The organism is Pseudomonas sp. PA27(2017), assembly GCF_001945445.1.
Classification (GTDB): domain Bacteria; phylum Pseudomonadota; class Gammaproteobacteria; order Pseudomonadales; family Pseudomonadaceae; genus Aquipseudomonas.
Genome location: NZ_MSXW01000060.1, coordinates 446 through 18,356, shown reverse-complemented (window position 1 = coordinate 18,356; position 17,911 = coordinate 446). Strand labels below are relative to the sequence as shown.

19 protein-coding genes are annotated in these 17,911 nt (G+C 65.2%); 7 read left to right on the top strand and 12 right to left on the bottom strand.

Annotated elements, in window-relative coordinates:
- The first annotated feature begins 7 nt into the window (after positions 1-7).
- The 3 genes from hutU to hutC all read left to right on the top strand — a co-directional run bounded on the left by hutU (position 8) and on the right by hutC (position 4,083).
- A complete protein-coding gene (hutU, locus tag BVH06_RS21395) occupies positions 8-1,678 on the top strand; it encodes a urocanate hydratase (RefSeq protein ID WP_075935411.1) in 1,671 nt (556 codons plus the stop codon).
- A 3-nt stretch (positions 1,679-1,681) separates the two neighbouring features.
- Positions 1,682-3,217, top strand: coding sequence for a histidine ammonia-lyase (hutH, locus tag BVH06_RS21390; protein ID WP_075935410.1), 1,536 nt, complete (start codon positions 1,682-1,684; stop codon positions 3,215-3,217).
- A 158-nt stretch (positions 3,218-3,375) separates the two neighbouring features.
- Entirely contained in the window at positions 3,376-4,083 is a 708-nt protein-coding gene (gene hutC / locus BVH06_RS21385; protein WP_075935409.1) for a histidine utilization repressor, read from the top strand.
- Here the strand turns inward: hutC and BVH06_RS21380 are convergent, their stop codons facing one another.
- Positions 4,084-4,938 (bottom strand): LysR family transcriptional regulator, encoded by an 855-nt coding sequence (locus tag BVH06_RS21380; RefSeq protein ID WP_075935408.1) that lies wholly within the window; start codon positions 4,936-4,938, stop codon positions 4,084-4,086.
- Positions 4,939-5,036: 98 nt separating this feature from the next.
- Between BVH06_RS21380 and BVH06_RS21375 the strand changes: the two genes are divergently transcribed.
- Positions 5,037-6,002: a DMT family transporter gene (locus BVH06_RS21375; RefSeq protein WP_075935407.1), complete on the top strand. Its 966-nt coding sequence runs from the start codon at positions 5,037-5,039 to the stop codon at positions 6,000-6,002.
- On the opposite strand, the gene BVH06_RS21370 is transcribed toward BVH06_RS21375, so the two are convergent.
- The 4 genes from BVH06_RS21370 to BVH06_RS21355 all read right to left on the bottom strand — a co-directional run bounded on the left by BVH06_RS21370 (position 5,980) and on the right by BVH06_RS21355 (position 10,761).
- Positions 5,980-8,175, bottom strand: coding sequence for a xanthine dehydrogenase family protein molybdopterin-binding subunit (locus tag BVH06_RS21370; RefSeq protein ID WP_075935406.1), 2,196 nt, complete (start codon positions 8,173-8,175; stop codon positions 5,980-5,982). The two genes, BVH06_RS21375 and BVH06_RS21370, sit on opposite strands and share 23 nt — an antisense overlap.
- A complete protein-coding gene (locus tag BVH06_RS21365) occupies positions 8,172-9,161 on the bottom strand; it encodes a xanthine dehydrogenase family protein subunit M (protein WP_075935405.1) in 990 nt (329 codons plus the stop codon). The genes BVH06_RS21370 and BVH06_RS21365 overlap by 4 nt, the downstream gene beginning before the upstream one ends.
- Complete coding sequence (locus BVH06_RS21360) at positions 9,158-9,667, bottom strand: (2Fe-2S)-binding protein (RefSeq protein WP_075935404.1); 510 nt, start codon at positions 9,665-9,667, stop codon at positions 9,158-9,160. Before BVH06_RS21360 ends, BVH06_RS21365 begins: the two co-directional genes overlap by 4 nt.
- Positions 9,668-10,014: 347 nt before the next feature.
- Complete coding sequence (locus BVH06_RS21355) at positions 10,015-10,761, bottom strand: class I SAM-dependent methyltransferase (protein WP_371915311.1); 747 nt, start codon at positions 10,759-10,761, stop codon at positions 10,015-10,017.
- A 147-nt stretch (positions 10,762-10,908) separates the two neighbouring features.
- On the opposite strand from BVH06_RS21355, the gene BVH06_RS21350 reads away from it, so the two are divergent.
- Entirely contained in the window at positions 10,909-11,328 is a 420-nt protein-coding gene (locus BVH06_RS21350) for a hypothetical protein (RefSeq protein WP_075935402.1), read from the top strand.
- A 14-nt stretch (positions 11,329-11,342) separates the two neighbouring features.
- Here the strand turns inward: BVH06_RS21350 and BVH06_RS21345 are convergent, their stop codons facing one another.
- The 6 genes from BVH06_RS21345 to BVH06_RS21320 all read right to left on the bottom strand — a co-directional run bounded on the left by BVH06_RS21345 (position 11,343) and on the right by BVH06_RS21320 (position 16,142).
- Positions 11,343-12,032, bottom strand: a complete 690-nt coding sequence (locus BVH06_RS21345) for an extensin family protein (protein ID WP_075935401.1) — start codon at positions 12,030-12,032, stop codon at positions 11,343-11,345.
- A gap of 1 nt (position 12,033) precedes the next feature.
- Positions 12,034-12,864 (bottom strand): oxaloacetate decarboxylase, encoded by an 831-nt coding sequence (locus BVH06_RS21340; protein ID WP_075935400.1) that lies wholly within the window; start codon positions 12,862-12,864, stop codon positions 12,034-12,036.
- A gap of 105 nt (positions 12,865-12,969) precedes the next feature.
- Positions 12,970-13,188: a hypothetical protein gene (locus tag BVH06_RS21335; RefSeq protein WP_075935399.1), complete on the bottom strand. Its 219-nt coding sequence runs from the start codon at positions 13,186-13,188 to the stop codon at positions 12,970-12,972.
- 249 nt (positions 13,189-13,437) lie between these two features.
- Positions 13,438-15,078, bottom strand: a complete 1,641-nt coding sequence (groL, locus tag BVH06_RS21330) for a chaperonin GroEL (protein ID WP_075935398.1) — start codon at positions 15,076-15,078, stop codon at positions 13,438-13,440.
- Positions 15,079-15,125: 47 nt separating this feature from the next.
- Positions 15,126-15,416, bottom strand: a complete 291-nt coding sequence (locus tag BVH06_RS21325; RefSeq protein WP_075935397.1) for a co-chaperone GroES — start codon at positions 15,414-15,416, stop codon at positions 15,126-15,128.
- Positions 15,417-15,683: 267 nt separating this feature from the next.
- Positions 15,684-16,142, bottom strand: coding sequence for an FxsA family protein (locus tag BVH06_RS21320; protein ID WP_075930911.1), 459 nt, complete (start codon positions 16,140-16,142; stop codon positions 15,684-15,686).
- On the opposite strand from BVH06_RS21320, the gene BVH06_RS25565 reads away from it, so the two are divergent.
- Together BVH06_RS25565 and BVH06_RS21315 are read left to right on the top strand one after the other, a co-directional pair.
- Positions 16,129-16,380, top strand: coding sequence for a hypothetical protein (locus BVH06_RS25565; RefSeq protein WP_139315701.1), 252 nt, complete (start codon positions 16,129-16,131; stop codon positions 16,378-16,380). The two genes, BVH06_RS21320 and BVH06_RS25565, sit on opposite strands and share 14 nt — an antisense overlap.
- A gap of 71 nt (positions 16,381-16,451) precedes the next feature.
- A complete protein-coding gene (locus BVH06_RS21315; RefSeq protein WP_075930912.1) occupies positions 16,452-17,210 on the top strand; it encodes an SDR family oxidoreductase in 759 nt (252 codons plus the stop codon).
- Between the two features lie 73 nt (positions 17,211-17,283).
- Here the strand turns inward: BVH06_RS21315 and BVH06_RS21310 are convergent.
- Positions 17,284-17,911 (bottom strand): transposase (locus BVH06_RS21310; protein ID WP_139315704.1); only part of this gene is annotated, 628 nt, incomplete at its 5' end.

Genomic DNA, 17,911 nt, shown 5'->3' with positions numbered 1-17,911 from the left:
ACCCGCCATGACCACCTTTCGCGATACCGTCATCCGCGCCCCGCGTGGCACTCAGCTCACCGCCAAGAGCTGGCTGACCGAAGCGCCGCTGCGCATGCTGATGAACAACCTCGACCCCGAGGTGGCGGAAAATCCCAGGGAGCTGGTGGTCTATGGCGGCATCGGCCGGGCAGCGCGCAACTGGGAATGCTTCGATGCCATCGTCGAGAGCCTCAAGCAGTTGAACGACGACGAGACCCTGCTGGTGCAATCCGGCAAGCCGGTGGGCGTGTTCAAGACCCACGCCAATGCGCCGCGGGTGCTGATCGCCAATTCCAACCTGGTGCCGCACTGGGCGACCTGGGAGCACTTCAACGAGCTGGATGCCAAGGGCCTGGCCATGTACGGGCAGATGACCGCCGGTTCGTGGATCTACATCGGCAGTCAGGGCATCGTCCAGGGCACCTATGAAACCTTCGTCGAGGCCGGGCGCCAGCACTACGGCGGCGACCTCAAGGGCCGCTGGGTGCTCACCGCCGGGCTCGGCGGCATGGGCGGCGCGCAGCCACTGGCCGCCACCCTGGCCGGCGCCTGCTCGCTGAACATCGAGTGCCAGCAAAGCCGCATCGATTTCCGCCTGCGCACCCGCTACGTCGACGAACAGGCAGAAGACCTGGACGACGCCCTGGCGCGCATCGGCCAATACACAGCCGAAGGCAAGGCGATCTCCATCGCCCTGCACGGCAATGCCGCCGAGATCCTCCCCGAGCTGGTGCGCCGCGGCGTGCGCCCGGACATGGTCACCGACCAGACCAGCGCCCACGACCCACTCAACGGCTACCTGCCGGCCGGCTGGACCTGGGAGCAGTACCGCGACCGCGCCGCAACCCAACCGGCCGAGGTGGTCAAGGCCGCCAAGCAGTCCATGGCCGTGCACGTGCAAGCCATGCTCGCGTTCCAGAAGATGGGCGTGCCGACCTTCGACTACGGCAACAACATCCGCCAGATGGCACAGGATGAAGGGGTCGCCAACGCCTTCGACTTCCCCGGCTTCGTGCCGGCCTACATTCGCCCGCTGTTCTGTCGCGGCATCGGCCCGTTCCGCTGGGTGGCGCTGTCGGGTGATCCGCAGGACATCTACAAGACCGACGCCAAGGTCAAGGAACTGATCGCCGACGATGCCCATCTGCACCGCTGGCTGGACATGGCCCGCGAGCGCATCGCCTTCCAGGGCCTGCCGGCGCGTATCTGCTGGGTCGGCCTGGGCCAGCGAGCCAAGCTGGGCCTGGCCTTCAACGAGATGGTGCGCAGCGGCGAGCTGTCGGCGCCGGTGGTGATCGGCCGTGACCATCTGGACTCCGGCTCAGTGGCCAGCCCCAACCGCGAGACCGAAGCGATGATGGATGGCTCCGACGCGGTATCCGACTGGCCGCTGCTCAACGCCCTGCTCAACACCGCTGGCGGCGCCACCTGGGTGTCGCTGCACCATGGCGGCGGCGTGGGCATGGGCTTTTCCCAGCACTCGGGGGTGGTGATCGTCTGCGATGGCAGCGACGAGGCTGCCGAGCGCATCGCCCGCGTACTGACCAACGACCCGGCCAGTGGCGTGATGCGCCACGCTGACGCCGGCTACCCAATCGCCATAGAGTGCGCCCACGAGCAGGGCCTGAACCTGCCGATGATCACCCGAGGAGCCTGATTCATGACCACCCTGAACCTCAAACCGGGCGCGCTGACCCTGGCCCAGCTGCGTGCCGTGTACCTGCAGCCGGTCAACGTCACGCTCGACGCCAGCGCCCACGCCGGCATCGACGCCAGCGTCGCCTGTGTCGAGCAGATACTCGCCGAAGGCCGCACCGCCTACGGCATCAACACCGGCTTCGGCCTCCTGGCCTCGACGCGCATTGCCCCGGACGACCTGGAAAAGCTGCAGCGCTCGCTGGTGCTGTCCCACGCTGCCGGTGTCGGCGAGGCGCTGGACGACGCCATGGTGCGGTTGATCATGCTGCTCAAGGTCAACAGCCTGGCGCGCGGCTTCTCGGCCATTCGCCGCACGGTGATCGATGCGTTGATCGCGCTGATCAACGCCGAGGTTTACCCGCATATCCCGCTCAAGGGCTCGGTGGGTGCGTCCGGCGACCTGGCGCCGCTGGCGCACATGTCGCTGCTGCTGCTCGGCGAGAGCAAGGCCCGTCACAAAGGCCAGTGGCTGCCGGCAAGTGAAGCGCTGGCGGTGGCCGGCCTGCAGCCGCTGACGCTGGCCGCCAAGGAAGGCCTGGCCTTGCTCAACGGCACCCAGGTATCGACCGCTTACGCATTGCGCGGGCTGTTCGAGGGCGAAGACCTGTTCGCCGCGGCCACCGTGTGCGGCGCCTTGAGCGTAGAGGCCATGCTCGGCTCGCGGGCGCCCTTCGATGCGCGCATCCATGCCGCCCGCGGCCAGCACGGGCAGATCGACGTGGCGGCGGCCTATCGCGACCTGCTCGGCGACAGCAGTGAAGTGGCGCGCTCCCACGCCAACTGCGACAAGGTGCAGGATCCCTACTCGCTGCGCTGCCAGCCCCAGGTCATGGGCGCCTGCCTGACCCAGCTGCGCCAGGCCGCCGAGGTGCTGCAGATCGAGGCCAACGCGGTGTCCGACAACCCGCTGGTGTTCGCCGAACAGGGTGACGTGATCTCCGGCGGCAACTTCCACGCCGAGCCGGTGGCCATGGCCGCCGACAACCTGGCCCTGGCCCTGGCCGAGATCGGTGCCCTCTCGGAGCGCCGCATCTCGCTGATGATGGATCGGCACATGTCGCAGCTGCCGCCTTTCCTGGTCGAGAACGGCGGGGTCAACTCGGGCTTCATGATCGCCCAGGTCACTGCCGCGGCCCTGGCCAGCGACAACAAGGCCCTGACCCACCCGCATAGCGTCGACAGCCTGCCGACCTCGGCGAACCAGGAAGATCACGTGTCCATGGCACCCAACGCCGGCAAGCGCCTGTGGCCGATGGCCGAGAACGTACGCGGTATCCTCGCCATCGAATGGCTGGGCGCCTGCCAGGGCCTGGACTTCCGCTATGGTCTGAAAAGCTCGGCGAAACTGGAACGCGCGCGCCAGACGCTGCGCGCCAAGGTGCCCTACTACGTCGAGGATCGCTTCTTCGCGCCGGACATCGCCGCCGCCAACGAACTGCTGGCCGAGCGCGTGCTGACGCCGCTGCTGCCGGCCGGCTTGCTGCCGTCGGTAGGCTGAGCCGAGCTAGGGTCTTTGTAGGTACCGCGCCTCGCGGCGAATGATGGACACACTGCGGGTTGTGCTGAGTGGCCACAACCGCTTCGCCCCGGGGCGGGGCTCCTACAGAGTGAATCGCGCGCTATCATCCGCGCACCCGGTCTTGCCAAGGAGCTTTCGTGACCACCACCCCGCGCTACAAGGCCATCGAGGATTTTCTGCTCGAGCGCATCGGCAACGGTGACTACCCGCTGCATCACCAGATTCCTCCCGAGGAACAGCTGGCCAGGGACTTTTCGGTCAGCCGGATGACCGCCAACAAGGCCATCAACAACCTGGTGCAGCAGGGTTACCTGATCCGCCAGGCGGGCCTGGGCACCTTCGTCACCGACCGCAAGTCCGAGTCGTCACTGCACGAAGTGATGAACATCGCCGCCGAGGTGCGCGCCCGCGGCCATGCCTATGCCAATCGCATCCTGCGCAGCGAAGCGCTGGCCGCCGATGACGAGGTGGCGCTACGCCTGGGCCTGCGCATCGGCGCCGAGGTGTTTCACAGCATCCTCGTGCACCTGGAAGACGGCGTGCCGATCCAGCTCGAGGATCGCTTCGTCAATCCACGCTGGGTGCCCCATTACCTGAGCAGCGACTTTTCCAAGCAGACGCCCAACGAAGTGCTGGTCGCCAGTTGCCCGATCAGTGATGTAGAGCATGTGGTCGAGGCCGTGCACGCCGACGCCCGCACCGCCGAATGGCTGGATATCGCCATCGGCGCCGCGTGCCTGTCGATGATTCGCCGCACCTGGTCGGGCGAGCACCTGATCAGCTACGTGCGCCTGACTCACCCGGGCGAACGCTACAAGCTGCGCTCGAGCACCAAGCACCGCTGATCACAGCCGAAAATGCTGATGAATGGCCTGGGCCAACAGCTCCAGGGCTTCGTCGTGCTGCGCCTGGGCCGAACGCAGAAACATCACCTCGTGCTCGGCAGCCTGGGGCAGTTCCTCGACGATGCGCATGGCGCTGCTCATCTTCGCGCGGTCCATCAGGGTAACCGCCAGCCCCGATTCGACACAGGCCCTGATGGCCTGACTGGACGGGCTTTCCAGCACCACCCGCCAGGCGTGACCCGCCGCTTTAAGCGATTCCAGCATCAGGCTGCGGTACGGGCATTCGGCTGCATGGATGGCCAACGGTAGCGTCTCCTTCCAGGCCTGGGGAAAGGCCGCCGCCGCGACCCACACCGGCGTGGTGGCGACCAGCACCTGGGCCCTTGGCTCGCGCTGGCCCAACGGCAGGGTGAGCACCGCACCGTGCAGCTTGCCGGCCTGTACCTGCTCGCGCAGCGTGTAGCTGGGGGCGGTTTTCACCTCCAGCACCACGTTGGGCCAGGCCGCCGCGAAGATCGGCAGGATGTCGCGGATCACGTGGGCGGCGTACTCATCGGGTATTCCCAGGCGGATGCGCCCTACCAGCCGTGGCCCATGCAGCTCGGCGAGTACCCGGTCATGGGTGCTGAGCAATTCGCCTGTCGAACGCAGCAGCCGCTTGCCCAGCGCGGTCAGCGCCACCGACTGGTTGTCGCGATCGAACAGCCGGCCGCCGGCGACAGACTCCAGGCGCTGGACATGCACGCTGATCGCCGCCGGGCTCTTGTGCAACTGTTCGGCAGCCGCCTTGAAGCGCCCACTACGCGCCACGGCGTGAAAGGTGCGGATGAGTTCGATGTCGAGTACGGCGCTCATAATTCAAAAACTCCGAACGACTAATTCAATACATTTTGATTTATTAGATTACGCCACCTTCGTAGGCTGGACCTACACCCTTCATCCGGTTTACCGCCATGTCCGTTCGACTGACTGCCCGCCTCTGGCCCGTCGCGATTCCCCTGCTGCTGCTCGAAGCGGCGCTGGTGGTGATCTGGAGCTCGGGCTTCATCGGCGCGCGCTTCTCCATCGAGCATGCGCCGGCCATGCTGGTGGTGTTCTGGCGCAGCCTGCTGTTCGCGGTGCTGCTGGCACCCTGGGCGCTGCCGCGCCTGCGCAACGCCTCGCTGGCCACTTTGCTGCGCCACGCCGGTATCGGTTTGCTGGCGATGGGCGGCTACCTCGCCGGTGTGGTTCAAGGCATCGCCCTTGGCGTACCTGCTGGCCTCGCCGCCCTGCTGGCCGACCTGCTGCCCATCGGCGTAGCCCTGCTCAGCGTGCTGGTGTTCCAGCAGCCTCTGGGCGGGCGCACCTGGCTCGGCCTGATCGTCGGCCTGACGGGCTTGGTGCTGGTGACCTCGGACGCGCTGGCCTGGGGTGATGCGCCGTTGTGGGTGTACGGTTTGCCGCTGCTAGGCATGTTCTCGCTAGCGATTGCGACCTTGTGGCAGAAACGCACCAAGGCCACGGCGTCGCTCGACCTGCTCGGCAACCTGTGGCTGCAATGCTGCATCTGCTGCGTGCCGTTCGCGCTACTGGCTGCGATGGACGGCAGCCTGATGCCGGTTCCCTCGGGCGGCTTCGCCCTGAGCGTGTTGTGGACGAGCATCTCCACCATCGGTGGCTACGGCTTGTACTGGCTGTGCCTGAAGCGCTCGACACCGACCCGGGTGGCCAGCGTGCTGTACCTGAGCCCCGCGCTGACGCTGGTGTGGGCCTGGGCGATGTTCGGCGAGCCGCTGTCCTGGCTGATGGGCCTGGGCACGCTGATTTCGGGGCTGGGAATCTGGCTGGTGATACGTAATGAACCGAAGGAGCGCGATGACGGGCCCGCGCAGGTGAGCCCGCCATCGGCAACCGTCAAAGCAGCTTGTCGAGGGTGATCGGCAATTGGCGGATGCGCTTGCCAGTGGCGTGGTAGACCGCATTGGCGACCGCCGCGGCAACGCCGACGATACCGATCTCGCCTACGCCCTTGGAGCCCAGCGGGTTGATGATGCTGTCGTTTTCCTCGACGAAGATCACCTCGATATCGCCGATATCGGCTTGCACCGGCAGGTGATAGTCGGCCAGGTTGTGGTTCATGCAGCGCCCCAGGTCGTGGTCGATCATCGCCTCCTCGTGCAGGGCCATGCCGATGCCCCACACCACGCCGCCGAGAATCTGGCTGCGTGCGGTTTTCGGGTTGATTACCCGACCCGCGGCGATGGCGCTGACCACCCGGGTGACGCGCACCGTACCCAGCGCTTCGTCCACCTGCACCTCGACGAACACCGCCGAATGGCTGGCACTGGCGTAGCGCTCACGCTGCTTGCCGGGCTGCGCCTGCACCTCGGCCTCCAGGCTGCCGTGCCGAGCGAGCAGCGCGCTCAGCTCCACCGCACGGCTGGCATCCTCGCCCTGCTGCACGCGGCCTGCGCTGAGACGCAGCGCCGCCCCATCACTGAACGGCGCTTCGGGCCACTGTCGCGCCGCCTCGCAGAGTTTGTCGGCCAGGGCCAGGCAGGCCTCGCGCACCGCACTGCCCACCGACGATACGGTGAACGAGCCGCCCTGCAGCGGCGCCTTGGGCAGGCTGGAATCGCCGAGGCGAAACTCCACCTGGGACGGGTCCATGCCCAGCACGTCGGCGGCGATCTGGGTCATCACCGTGGCGGTGCCTGGGCCGATGTCGCAGGTCGCGCTGGCGACGATCAGGCGGCCATCGGCGGTGAAACTGGCGCGGGCGCTGGCCGGCATCTGCATGGCTTCCCACACGCCGGTCGCCATGCCGTAGCCGATCAGCTGATTACCCTCGCGCATGCCCCCCGGCTGCGGGCTGCGCTTGCTCCAGCCGAAGGCCTCGGCACCCTGCTGGTAGCAGGCGCGCAGCTCCTTGCTGGAATAGGGCTTGCCCTCGTTCTGGTTGGTTTCGGCGTAGTTGGTCAGGCGCAGTTGCACGGGGTCGACACCCGCCGCCCAGGCCAGCTCGTCCATCGCCGACTCCAGGGCATATAGCCCGGTCGCAGCACCGGGTGCGCGCATGTCCAGCGGCGTGTAGACATCCAGCGGCGCCAGCCGATAAGCCAGGCGCACGTGATCGCAGTGGTAAAGCATCCCCGACCATTCAGCGACGTGCTCGGTGAAGTCTTCGAAGCGCGAGGTCTGGGCGATCACCTCGTGCACCAGGCCCTGCAACCTGCCACTTTCGTCAGCGCCGAGCTGCAGGTGCTGCACCGCCCGCGGGCGATAGCCGAAGGTGAACATCTGCTGGCGGGTCAGGGTCACCCGCACCGATTGCTGCAGCTTCAATGCCGCCATGGCGGCCAGCGGCAACTGGTACTGCGGGCGCAGACCGGAACCGAAAGCGCCGCCCACGAAGGATGATTTGATGCGCACGCGGCTCGGGTCGAGCTTGAGCACATCGGCCAGATACCGCTGGCTGTTCTGCGGGCCCTGGGTCTTGTCGTGCACCAGCAGGCTGCCATCGGCCTGGTAGATTACCGTCGATGCATGGGGCTCCATCGGGTGGTGATACTCGCACGGCAGCTCGTATTCCAGCTCCAGGCGCAGCGGCGCGCCGGCAATCACACCATCGGCATCGCCACGGGGCTTGGGCAGTTCGGCCGGCGCGGCGTGAGCCTCGCTGAGGGCTTCGCGCAGGTCGGTGGCATGGGGCTGCTGCTCGTAGCTGATGCGCACCAACGAGCCGGCATGACGGGCCAGCTCCAGGGTGTCAGCGACCACCAGCGCCACCGGCTGTCCGCTGTAACGGATACGCTCATTGAACAGCGGACGAAAGGGCGAGCCGTCGGCGGCATCGTCATCCTCGTAGCTCTCGTCGTCCTGGGCCATGGGCGGGCGATTGAGGTGGCTGAGCACCAGCTTGACGCCAGGCAGCGCCAGGGCCGCCGAGTCATCGATGGCGGTGATGCGGCCGCGGGCGATCACGCTGCAGATCACGCTGCCGTGCAGCAGGTCATCGGCCGGATGCTCGGCGGCATAGCGCGCCTGGCCGCTGACTTTCAGCGGGCCGTCGACACGGTCCAGGGGTTGGCCGAGGGTTCGCGCGTTCATGGGCGGGCTCCTTCTGCGGCGGTGGACAGGGCGCGAACCACGGCGCGGCGCGCCAGTTCGACCTTGAAGGCGTTGTGGGCCAGCGGCTGGGCATCCTTGAGCAGCAGCTCGGCGGCCGCCTTGAAGCGCTCGGGCGTGGCGGCCTGCCCAACCAGGCTGGCCTCCACGTCCGCTCGCCGCCACGGTTTATGGGCCACGCCGCCCAGGGCGATGCGTGCCTGGCGGACCTGCCCGTTTTCATCCAGTTGCAGCGCTGCGGCCACCGACACCAGGGCGAACGCGAACGAAGCACGGTCACGCAGCTTGAGGTAGGCGTGATGACTGGCGAAATCTTCAGCCGGCAACTCGATGGCAAGGATCAGTTCACCTGGCTCCAGCACCGTGTCGCGCTGCGGGGTATCGCCCGGCAGGCGGTGAAAGTCGCTCATGGCTACGCGGCGCTCGCCTTGCGGGCCGGTGATCACCACTTGAGCGTCCAAGGCAGCCAGCGCCACGCAGAAGTCCGACGGGTGCACCGCCACGCAATGCTCGCTGGCGCCGAACAGCGCATGGTTGCGGTTCAGCCCCTCACGGGCCGGGCAGCCACTGCCGGGCTCGCGCTTGTTGCACGGCACCTGGGCGTCGTAGAAGTAATGGCAGCGGGTACGCTGCAGCAGGTTGCCACCGGCGCTGGCCATGTTGCGCACCTGGGGCGATGCACCAGACAGCAGTGCCTGGGCGAGCAGCGGATAACGTCGCTCGATCTCCGGGTGCCAGGCCAACTCGGCGTTGCCGACCAGTGCGCCGATGCGCAGGCCGCCATCGGCGGTGACGGTCACGTCACGCAGCGGCAACGCATTGATGTCGATGAGGCGCTTGGGCCGCACCAGGTTTTCCTTCATCAGGTCGACCAGGTTGGTGCCGCCGGCGATGAACAGGCTGTCGGGCCCGGCCAGGCGCACCGCTTCGTCGATGGCCTCGGGCTTGCTGTAGGCGAAGGGGGTCATGGGCGCACCGCCTGTTCGCTCTCGGGCAGCGCTTCTTCGATGGCGGCCAGGATGTTGCTGTAAGCGCCGCAGCGGCACAGGTTGCCGCTCATGCGCTCACGGATGTCGGCGGCGTCGCCGACCCGCCCTTCATTGGCCAGGCCGACCGCCGAGCAGATCTGTCCCGGTGTGCAGTAACCGCATTGAAAAGCGTCGTGCTTGACGAAGGCGCGCTGCATGGGGTGCAGCTCGTCGCCGGCGGCCAGGCCTTCGATGGTGGTCAGCTTACGACCGTCGAGCATCACCGCCAGGGTCAGGCAGGCGTTGACCCGCCGGCCGTCCACCAGCACCGTGCAGGCGCCGCATTGGCCGTGGTCGCAACCTTTCTTGGTGCCGATCAGGTCGAGCTGCTCACGCAGCAGGTCGAGAGCCGTGATCCACGGGTATACCTCGACTTGAGTAGGGCTGCCGTTCAACGACAGGGAAATCGTCCGGCGCTCGGCGCCAGCTGTGATGGTCTCGCTCATGGGGCTACCTCGGTTCGCTCGGATATCTCGTGCATCCGTTCAAAATCTGAGGTGAGGCCCGCCAAAAACGTTCAGGTTGGATCACGACCGTAGGGCGGTTCGCTGAAGAACCTGTTCACGATCTTTTTGGGCGACATTGATGAGGCGGTTACAAGGCAGGAGCAGACACTCAAACCAACCTGTGGGAGCCCCGACCTCGGGGCGAAACGATTGCAGCCTGACTGCCTATCGGCGGTGCCTGAGCGAATCACCGCGAGGTCGCGGCTCCCACAATGGATCGGATAACGGCCGCTACCGCCACTTTGCGGTCAAGCGCTAAGGCCGAGCCGAAAGATCGTGAACAGGCCTTAAGGCGTGAGCTTCTTCAAGGGGTAAATGTCGTAACGGCTGGACTTGCCCTCCAACGCATAACCCGGCTTTGCACCCTCGATGACCGGCGCCTTGCGCGGGCGCTTGACCACCACGCGATGGCTGGCGAGTTTGAGCGCGGCCTCGAGCAACGCCGGCGCATCCAGGTCGTCGCCGACGAAGGGCCGGAACAGGCGCATCTCCTTCTTCACCAGGGCGCTCTTGTCGCGATGGGGGAACATCGGGTCAAGGTAGATCACTTGCGGCGCCTCGCCCTGCCAGCCGGCCATCAGCTCGATGGCGTTGCCCTGCAGCAGGCGCATGCGCGCGACGATACTTGCCACCTCGGCGTCCGCCGCCGCCCGCTGCAGGCCGTCTTCGAGCAGCGCACCGATCAGCGGCTGGCGCTCGATCAGGTCGACCTGGCAACCCAGGCTGGCCAACACGAACGCATCGCGGCCCAGCCCGGCGGTGGCATCCAGCACCCGCGGGCGAATGCCCTGGGCGATGCCGACGGCCTTGGCGATCATCTGTCCGGCTCCGCCGCCGAACTGGCGACGGTGCGCTACCGCGCCCTCGACGAAATCCACCCGCACCGGCCCCGGCGCCTGGGGGCCCAGCTCGACCAGTTGCAAGCCAGCCTCGCCCAGTTGCAACGCATAACCGGCCTCGCCTTCCAGCGGCAAGCCCAGGTGCTGCGCCCATTGCTGCGCGCCGGTTTGCAGATGCGGCGCAAGGGCCTCCATGCGAATGCGCACATCGGGCTGTAGTTCACTCATTGCGGATCGTCCATCGATTCAGAAACGGCAGTTTTCAAGCAACCGCGGGGCTCAACTCGGGCCGACAGCAGCCGATACCCTGGAAAGCGCTAGTTTGCCAGAGCCTGCCGTTCGATGTTCGAAGTCATCTCCCGTATTCCCGGTGACACCCGGGTAGCCGCCCAGAAATCCGGTACGCCATCGAGCGCCAGCGCGGCGCTGTACGACCAGATTCTGCGCAGCGTACTGCGCGATATGGAAAGCACCATGGGCCAGCCCGCGGCGCCGGTCTCGGTCACGGCGATAGCGGTCGACGAAGCCCCCGTGCACGGCGTACGCACCCTGGAAGACGTGATGATGCAGCGTCAGTTCATCTGCTCGCTGAACGAAGTGGGTGTCGCGCTTCCCCTCGAAGAATTGGCATTGCAGCAACAACCGCTGACGCCGACCGGCGCTGCCGAGAATGCCGCCAGCAACCCGCTGCTGGAAGACTCCCTGGCGCCCTGGGAGCTGTTGATGGGCCACCTGACCTTGCAACGACGCCTGGCTCGATAAGCCGCGGGCACCCGTCAGCGGCACATGCGAAAGCCGCCCATATCCAGATGAAAGTGATCACGGTGCGCCGCGTTGTAGTCCGGCCCCAGCGTGGTGTTGAAACTGGAGCAGGCCGCCTGCTGCACCTGGCGCAGGAACAGCGACTTATCATCCTCCCCCGGCCAGTCGCGCAGCACGCTGATACGCCGGCCATCGGCCAGGCGGAAGCCGACGATATCCAGGGCATTGGCCGAGGCGTGCTGGCTGCGCCGCTGACTACCAGCGATGGTGCGGCAGGCGAAGCTGCCAACGTGGTCGACCTGCACCACGCGCTGGCCGAAGCGCTGCTCGGCTGCCGGTTGCAGGCCGTGGCGCTCGAACAGCGCAAAGGCCGCGGCCACCGGACAGGTGGCGATGAAACTGCTGCTCAGGCGCACGTCGCTGCCCTGCACGCGTACCGTATTGGTCAGCGGGCAGTCGGCGGCTGGCGTGCTGTCGGGCAGCGCGACGTAACGCAGCGCGGACGTATCCAGTACCGTGCGGCATAGCTCGGCGTCGCCTTGCAGACGACGCAGCTTGTAGGCGGTCAGCCAGTTGGGCGTGTCGCGCAGGTCCAGGGGTGCCCAGGGATTCCAGCGTGGCGGCACGTCGATCCATTGGCGGTACAGCGCCAACGGGCCGCCGACCACCACGAAGATCAGCAGCGCGATCAGGAACTGCCGCACGCTAGCCCTTGAACAGATCGTTGATGGCGTCGAACGGCAGGGCCTGTTGGGCGCCGCTCAAGTCGCCGCGCTCGGCAAGCCCCGTGGCTGCCTGCAGAAAGGCGCCATAGGCAGCGCGCGCCAGATTGGAGCCCAGGCTCACGCGCCTGACGCCCAGTTGCGTCAGCTCGTCCAGCGACAGCATCAGGCTCGGCGAGCCGACCAGCACGTTGACCGGTTTGGGCGCCACCGCCTCGACCACTGCCTTGATCTGTTCTCGACTGGTCAGCCCTGGCGCGTAGAGCACGTCCGCGCCAGCCTCGGCGTAAGCCACCAGGCGGCGGATGGTGTCGTCCAGGTCGGCACGGCCGTGCAGGAAGTTTTCCGCCCGCGCCGTCAGAGTGAAGGGAATGTCCAGCTCGCGAGCCGCCACCACGCAAGCGCGAATGCGCTGCACCGACAGCTCGAAGGGGTAGATGGGTTGCTCGGGCCGGCCGGTGGCATCCTCGATGGAACCGCCGACCAGGCCGACCTGCGCCGCCAGCCGCACGGTCGCGGCGCAGTCCTCTGGTGAGTCGCCGTAGCCATTTTCCAGGTCGGCAACCACCGGCAGCGGGGTCGCCTCGACGATCGCCCTGGCATTGGCCAGCGCCTCATCGCGGTTCACCGCACCTTCGGCATCGCGTCGGCCCAGTGAAAAGGCCAGCCCGGCGCTGGTGGTGGCCAGGGCGTGAAAACCGAGCGTGGCGAGCATCTTCGCCGACCCGGCATCCCAGGGGTTGGGCAGGATCAGCAGCTCAGGCTGCTGGTGCAATGACTGAAGGCGCTCGCCGCGCTCACGGTAAATCGACATCTGCTGCTCTCCTTGCCTCGAGTGAACACTCAGGGTATCGGAGTTCGCGGCAGTAGGAGAAATTCACTGTTCCGCCACTCAGGCAGAAGGAGCGACGGCGGATGATCAGCGACGCGCCTGGGACAGGCCCATCACCAGTATCAAGAGGTTCTGGCTGGCTTCGGGGGCTGCCTGGACAACCCGCTTGTTAGCAGGGCTCAGGCAATTGCTGCGGTTGGTACTGTTGACCACGCCGGGGCCGGGCTCATACCAGGAGGCCGCCGCGACCGCCGAGACGCTCAATGCGGCAACGAAAAATAAACCTCTGGCGACACCTAAGCTCATGATCGCAACCTCTTGATAGTGCGGCCAACGCGTTCGCTAACACTAGATCAGGATAAGTCGCCAAAGGTTACAACAAGACGAACGGTCAAAACCCTTCACGCCAACCGATGTCACGCGGACAGCATGAGAGGCTCGGGCGCGCCAGCTAGACGCCTGGAGCCAACATCCAGCCGTGGCTGACACACAGGCAATAAAAAACCCCGCGCCAGGGGCGCGGGGTTCTCGGTACAGCTCAGGGTGCCGGTCGGCTTACATCATGCCGCCCATGCCACCCATGCCGCCCATGTCCGGCATGGCCGGAGCAGGCTTGTCTTCCGGCAGCTCTGCAACGATCGCCTCGGTGGTGATCAGCAGGCCAGCGATGGAAGCAGCGGCTTGCAGCGCGCTACGGGTAACCTTGGCCGGGTCGATGATGCCGAACTCGATCAGGTCGCCGTACTCGCCGTTGGCAGCGTTGTAACCGTAGTTGCCAGTGCCCTGCTTGACCTTGTCCAGCACCACGGACGCTTCGTCGCCAGCGTTGGAAACGATCTGACGCAGCGGCGCTTCGATGGCACGGCGCAGGATGTTGATGCCCGCGTCCTGCTCCAGGTTGATACCTTTGAGGCCGTCCAGAGCGGACTGAGCGCGTACCAGGGCAACACCGCCGCCAGGTACCACACCTTCTTCGACGGCTGCGCGGGTAGCGTGCAGGGCGTCTTCAACGCGGGCTTTCTTCTCTTTCATCTCGACTTCGGTGGCAGCGCCGACCTTGATCACGGCAACACCGCCAGCCAGCTTGGCCAGACGCTCTTGCAGCTTCTCTTTGTCGTAGTCCGAAGTGGTGTCTTCCACCTGCTTGCGGATCTGCGCAACGCGCGACTCGATGTCGGACTGCTGGCCAGCACCGTCGATGATGGTGGTGTTTTCCTTGTTCAGGACGACACGCTTGGCTTGACCCAGGTGCTCCAGGGTGGTGCTTTCCAGGCTCAGGCCGATCTCTTCGGAGATGACGGTACCGCCAGTCAGAACGGCGATGTCCTGCAGCATGGCCTTGCGACGATCACCGAAGCCCGGCGCCTTGACGGCAGCGACCTTGACGATACCGCGCATGTTGTTGACCACCAGAGTAGCCAGGGCTTCGCCCTCGACGTCTTCGGCAACGATCAGCAGCGGACGGCCAGCCTTGGCAACGGCTTCCAGAACCGGCAGCAGTTCGCGGATGTTGGAGATCTTCTTGTCGACCAGCAGCAGCAGCGGGCCGTCGAGCTCGGCAACCATGGTGTCCGGCTTGTTGATGAAGTACGGCGACAGGTAGCCGCGGTCGAACTGCATGCCTTCTACGACGGACAGTTCGTTTTCCAGGCCCGAGCCTTCTTCAACGGTGATCACGCCTTCTTTACCGACTTTTTCCATGGCTTCGGCAATGATGTTGCCGATGGACTCGTCGGAGTTGGCGGAGATGGTGCCAACCTGGGCAATGGCTTTGCTGTCGGTGCAAGGCTTGGACAGGTTCTTCAGCTCGGCGACGATGGCCGCGGTGGCCTTGTCGATGCCGCGCTTCAGGTCCATCGGGTTCAGGCCGGCTGCAACCGACTTCAGGCCTTCGGTAACGATGGCTTGAGCCAGAACGGTAGCGGTGGTGGTGCCGTCACCGGCAGCGTCGTTGGCCTTGGAAGCAACGTCTTTCACCAGCTGGGCGCCGATGTTTTCGATCTTGTCCTTGAGCTCGATTTCCTTGGCGACGGAAACGCCGTCCTTGGTGATCAGCGGGGCGCCGAAGCTGCGCTCCAGGACTACGTTACGGCCTTTCGGGCCGAGGGTAGCTTTGACCGCGTCGGCCAGAACGTTGACACCAGTCAGCAGTTTCTTGCGAGCGGCGTCGCCGAATTTTACGTCTTTAGCTGCCATGTTATTTGATCCTCAATTCTTGACGATTAAACGGAATTCGCGGGCGATCAGGCTTCGACGACAGCGAGGATTTCGTTCTCACCCAAAACCAGCAGCTCTTCGCCATCGATTTTGACGGTGTGGCTACCGTAGGGGCTAAACAAAACCTTGTCGCCGACCTTGACGGCCAGGGCACGGACTTCACCGCTGTCCAGAACACGGCCAGTACCCACGGCAACGATTTCGCCCTGATTCGGCTTCTCGGCAGCCGAGCCCGGCAGCACGATACCGCCAGCGGTTTTGGTTTCTTCTTCGCTGCGACGGATCACGACGCGGTCATGCAAAGGACGAAGCTTCATTGTCGATCTCTCCCAATAGTTGTTGACATCAACCGGTGCTCTCACCGGCAGGATCGTGGCGCTGCGCAATGCGCGTAACGCCGAAATATGTTTCGGCGCATCGAACGCCGAAAAACCTTGCGGTGACCGCTACATAAGGTCGACCAGCAGCAATTCAAGGGCAGGCCGATAAATTTTTTACGTCGGCTACGCGCAGATTTGTCAGCCCCAAAATACAAAGCCCCGGCCAGAAGGCTCTGACCGGGGCCTGTGCGCTATGTGCGGGAATCAGTCGCGGCGCTCGTATTCACCTTCGAGCACGTTCGGCTTGGGCGCGCCGGGCTGGCCATTGCGGGCGGCCAGGTCATCGGCGAAGGCCCGCTGCCGCGCGGCCTGCTCGGCAGCGCGCTGGCGCACGCGCTCGACCAGCCAGCGGCGGGTGAACGGCATGAGGCAGAGCACGCCGATGACGTCGCTGATGAAACCCGGCAACAGCAGCAGACCACCGCCGACCGCCATCATCAGGCCCTGCAGCACTTCCTGATCCGGCATTTCGCCGCGCGCCAGGCGCTCGCGGGCACGCCAGGCCGTGGTGATGCCAGCGATACGCAGAATCAGGCCACCACAGATCGAGGTGAGGATCACCAGGGCAATGGTCGGCAGCACGCCAATGGCGCTGCCCACCGAAATGAGCACGGCCAGCTCGAGGATCGGGAACAGCAGGAACAACAACATGAAAATGCGCATCGCGGTTTCCTTGACGGAAGAACACCTTCCAGTAGGAGAGAAATATGGGGTGTTGCGCTTAATTCAAGCTGAAGTTTCGACTTCGCCCACCCACGCTGCGTTCAACGCCAGGCGACGCGAGGCTTCGCGCATACCGACCACGCTGTTACAGGATGTTGAGGCCTGGGGTAGTGCTGGTGCCCTGCCCATCTCGCGCTCTATGCTGCTGCCGGTACGTCATGGCAATCGACCGACCTGAACGCGTGGCAGCGAGTGCCGCCTGGGCAAGACGCCGGTTGACCCGTTCAGCTCTCACTCTAGGGAATTGGCATGCAACTCGAAGATAAAGTCATCATCATCACCGGCGGCGGCCAGGGCCTCGGCCGCGCCATGGCCGAGTACCTCGCCGAGCGCCGCGTGCGCCTGGCGCTGGTCGACCTTAACCAGGAAAAACTCGACGAAACCGCAGCGGCCTGCAGGGCGCTGGGCGTGCAGGCGCGTACCTACCTGTGCAACGTGGCCAACGAAGAGCAGGTCACCCAGACCATCACTCAGATCGCCGAGGACTTCGGCTCGATCAACGGGCTGATCAACAACGCCGGCATTCTGCGCGACGGCCTGACCATCAAGGTCAAGGACGGGGAGATGAGCAAGATGAGCCTGGCCCAATGGCAATCGGTGATCGACGTCAACCTGACCGGCGTGTTCCTGTGCACCCGTGAGGTGGCGGCGAAGATGATCGAGCTGCAGAACGAGGGGGCGATCATCAATATCTCCTCGGTGTCGCGCGCCGGCAACATCGGCCAGGCCAACTACTCGGCGGCCAAGGCCGCAGTGGCCGCCGACACCGTGGTATGGGCCCGCGAACTGGCGCGCTACGGCATTCGTGTGGCCGGCGTGGCACCCGGCTTCATCGAGACCGACATGGTCGCCAGCATGAAACCCGAAGCGCTACAGCGCATGACCGACGTGATTCCGCTCAAGCGCCTCGGCAAACCGAAGGAAATCGCCCACGCCATCGCCTTCCTGCTGGAAAACGAGTACTTCACGGGGCGCATTCTCGAGCTCGACGGCGGCGTGCGCCTGTAGCACGCTGACGGTGAGTGGCTGCACGTAAAAGTGCTTGCGCATAAAAAAGCCCCGCACGCTGGCGTAATGCTGTTCACTTAAGCGGAGCAGCCTTGCGATCCACTGGATATCGGGTTTTGGAAATCTTCACCGTCCTGGGTCTTCCCGGCCTTGGACGGTGATCCAGAAACATTCCTCCGATACCTCCCCGCAGCTCAGCCAACCTTCTGCCTGTCGCCGATACCGGATTAGCAGCTGCCATGACGATCAGTTGTACCGCAATGTACTGGCAGGCAGGTTTGAAGCGTATGTCTGAAGGCGTTCGGCCAAAGGCTATTGCGGCGTGGCTGGCCTCTCGACGGATGATGTTGTAAGCCAGTAACAGCCCCCAGACCTCTTGATAAATAAGGTCGACCTTCTTGCTGCGCAGCGTTACTGCATTCTGCTGCATTGAGCTTTTGATATCCCGGAAGCCCAGCTCGATTTCCCAGCGTTCCAGATAGAGTTCGGCGACCGCTTCTGCGTTGTAGTCCTCGACCGGCAGCGACGTGAGCAGCGATCTGATACGCCCTTGGCTTTGATAGCTGACCTCGCGCACTTCCCAGTGCGTGGGGAGAGCCGGGTTTCGTTTGCGAGCCTGAGGCGAAACCTTCATTCGTACGCGGCGATCATGCTCCCCATAGCGCTCGACTTCCTCCATCACCAGGTTTTTGCGAGCCGGA

What these genes read in the sequence shown, in the direction of transcription:
- BVH06_RS21320 (WP_075930911.1), bottom strand. Translation starts at nt 16,142, where the DNA reads ATGCGCATTTTCATGTTGTTGTTCCTGCTGTTCCCGATCCTCGAGCTG.
- groL (WP_075935398.1), bottom strand. Translation starts at nt 15,078, where the DNA reads ATGGCAGCTAAAGACGTAAAATTCGGCGACGCCGCTCGCAAGAAACTG.
- BVH06_RS21365 (WP_075935405.1), bottom strand. Translation starts at nt 9,161, where the DNA reads ATGACCCCCTTCGCCTACAGCAAGCCCGAGGCCATCGACGAAGCGGTG.
- BVH06_RS21370 (WP_075935406.1), bottom strand. Translation starts at nt 8,175, where the DNA reads ATGAACGCGCGAACCCTCGGCCAACCCCTGGACCGTGTCGACGGCCCG.
- BVH06_RS21350 (WP_075935402.1), top strand. Translation starts at nt 10,909, where the DNA reads ATGTTCGAAGTCATCTCCCGTATTCCCGGTGACACCCGGGTAGCCGCC.
- BVH06_RS21380 (WP_075935408.1), bottom strand. Translation starts at nt 4,938, where the DNA reads ATGAGCGCCGTACTCGACATCGAACTCATCCGCACCTTTCACGCCGTG.
- hutH (WP_075935410.1), top strand. Translation starts at nt 1,682, where the DNA reads ATGACCACCCTGAACCTCAAACCGGGCGCGCTGACCCTGGCCCAGCTG.
- BVH06_RS25565 (WP_139315701.1), top strand. Translation starts at nt 16,129, where the DNA reads ATGAAAATGCGCATCGCGGTTTCCTTGACGGAAGAACACCTTCCAGTA.
- BVH06_RS21335 (WP_075935399.1), bottom strand. Translation starts at nt 13,188, where the DNA reads ATGAGCTTAGGTGTCGCCAGAGGTTTATTTTTCGTTGCCGCATTGAGC.
- BVH06_RS21360 (WP_075935404.1), bottom strand. Translation starts at nt 9,667, where the DNA reads ATGAGCGAGACCATCACAGCTGGCGCCGAGCGCCGGACGATTTCCCTG.
- BVH06_RS21355 (WP_371915311.1), bottom strand. Translation starts at nt 10,761, where the DNA reads ATGGAGGCCCTTGCGCCGCATCTGCAAACCGGCGCGCAGCAATGGGCG.
- BVH06_RS21315 (WP_075930912.1), top strand. Translation starts at nt 16,452, where the DNA reads ATGCAACTCGAAGATAAAGTCATCATCATCACCGGCGGCGGCCAGGGC.
- BVH06_RS21325 (WP_075935397.1), bottom strand. Translation starts at nt 15,416, where the DNA reads ATGAAGCTTCGTCCTTTGCATGACCGCGTCGTGATCCGTCGCAGCGAA.
- BVH06_RS21375 (WP_075935407.1), top strand. Translation starts at nt 5,037, where the DNA reads ATGTCCGTTCGACTGACTGCCCGCCTCTGGCCCGTCGCGATTCCCCTG.
- hutU (WP_075935411.1), top strand. Translation starts at nt 8, where the DNA reads ATGACCACCTTTCGCGATACCGTCATCCGCGCCCCGCGTGGCACTCAG.
- BVH06_RS21340 (WP_075935400.1), bottom strand. Translation starts at nt 12,864, where the DNA reads ATGTCGATTTACCGTGAGCGCGGCGAGCGCCTTCAGTCATTGCACCAG.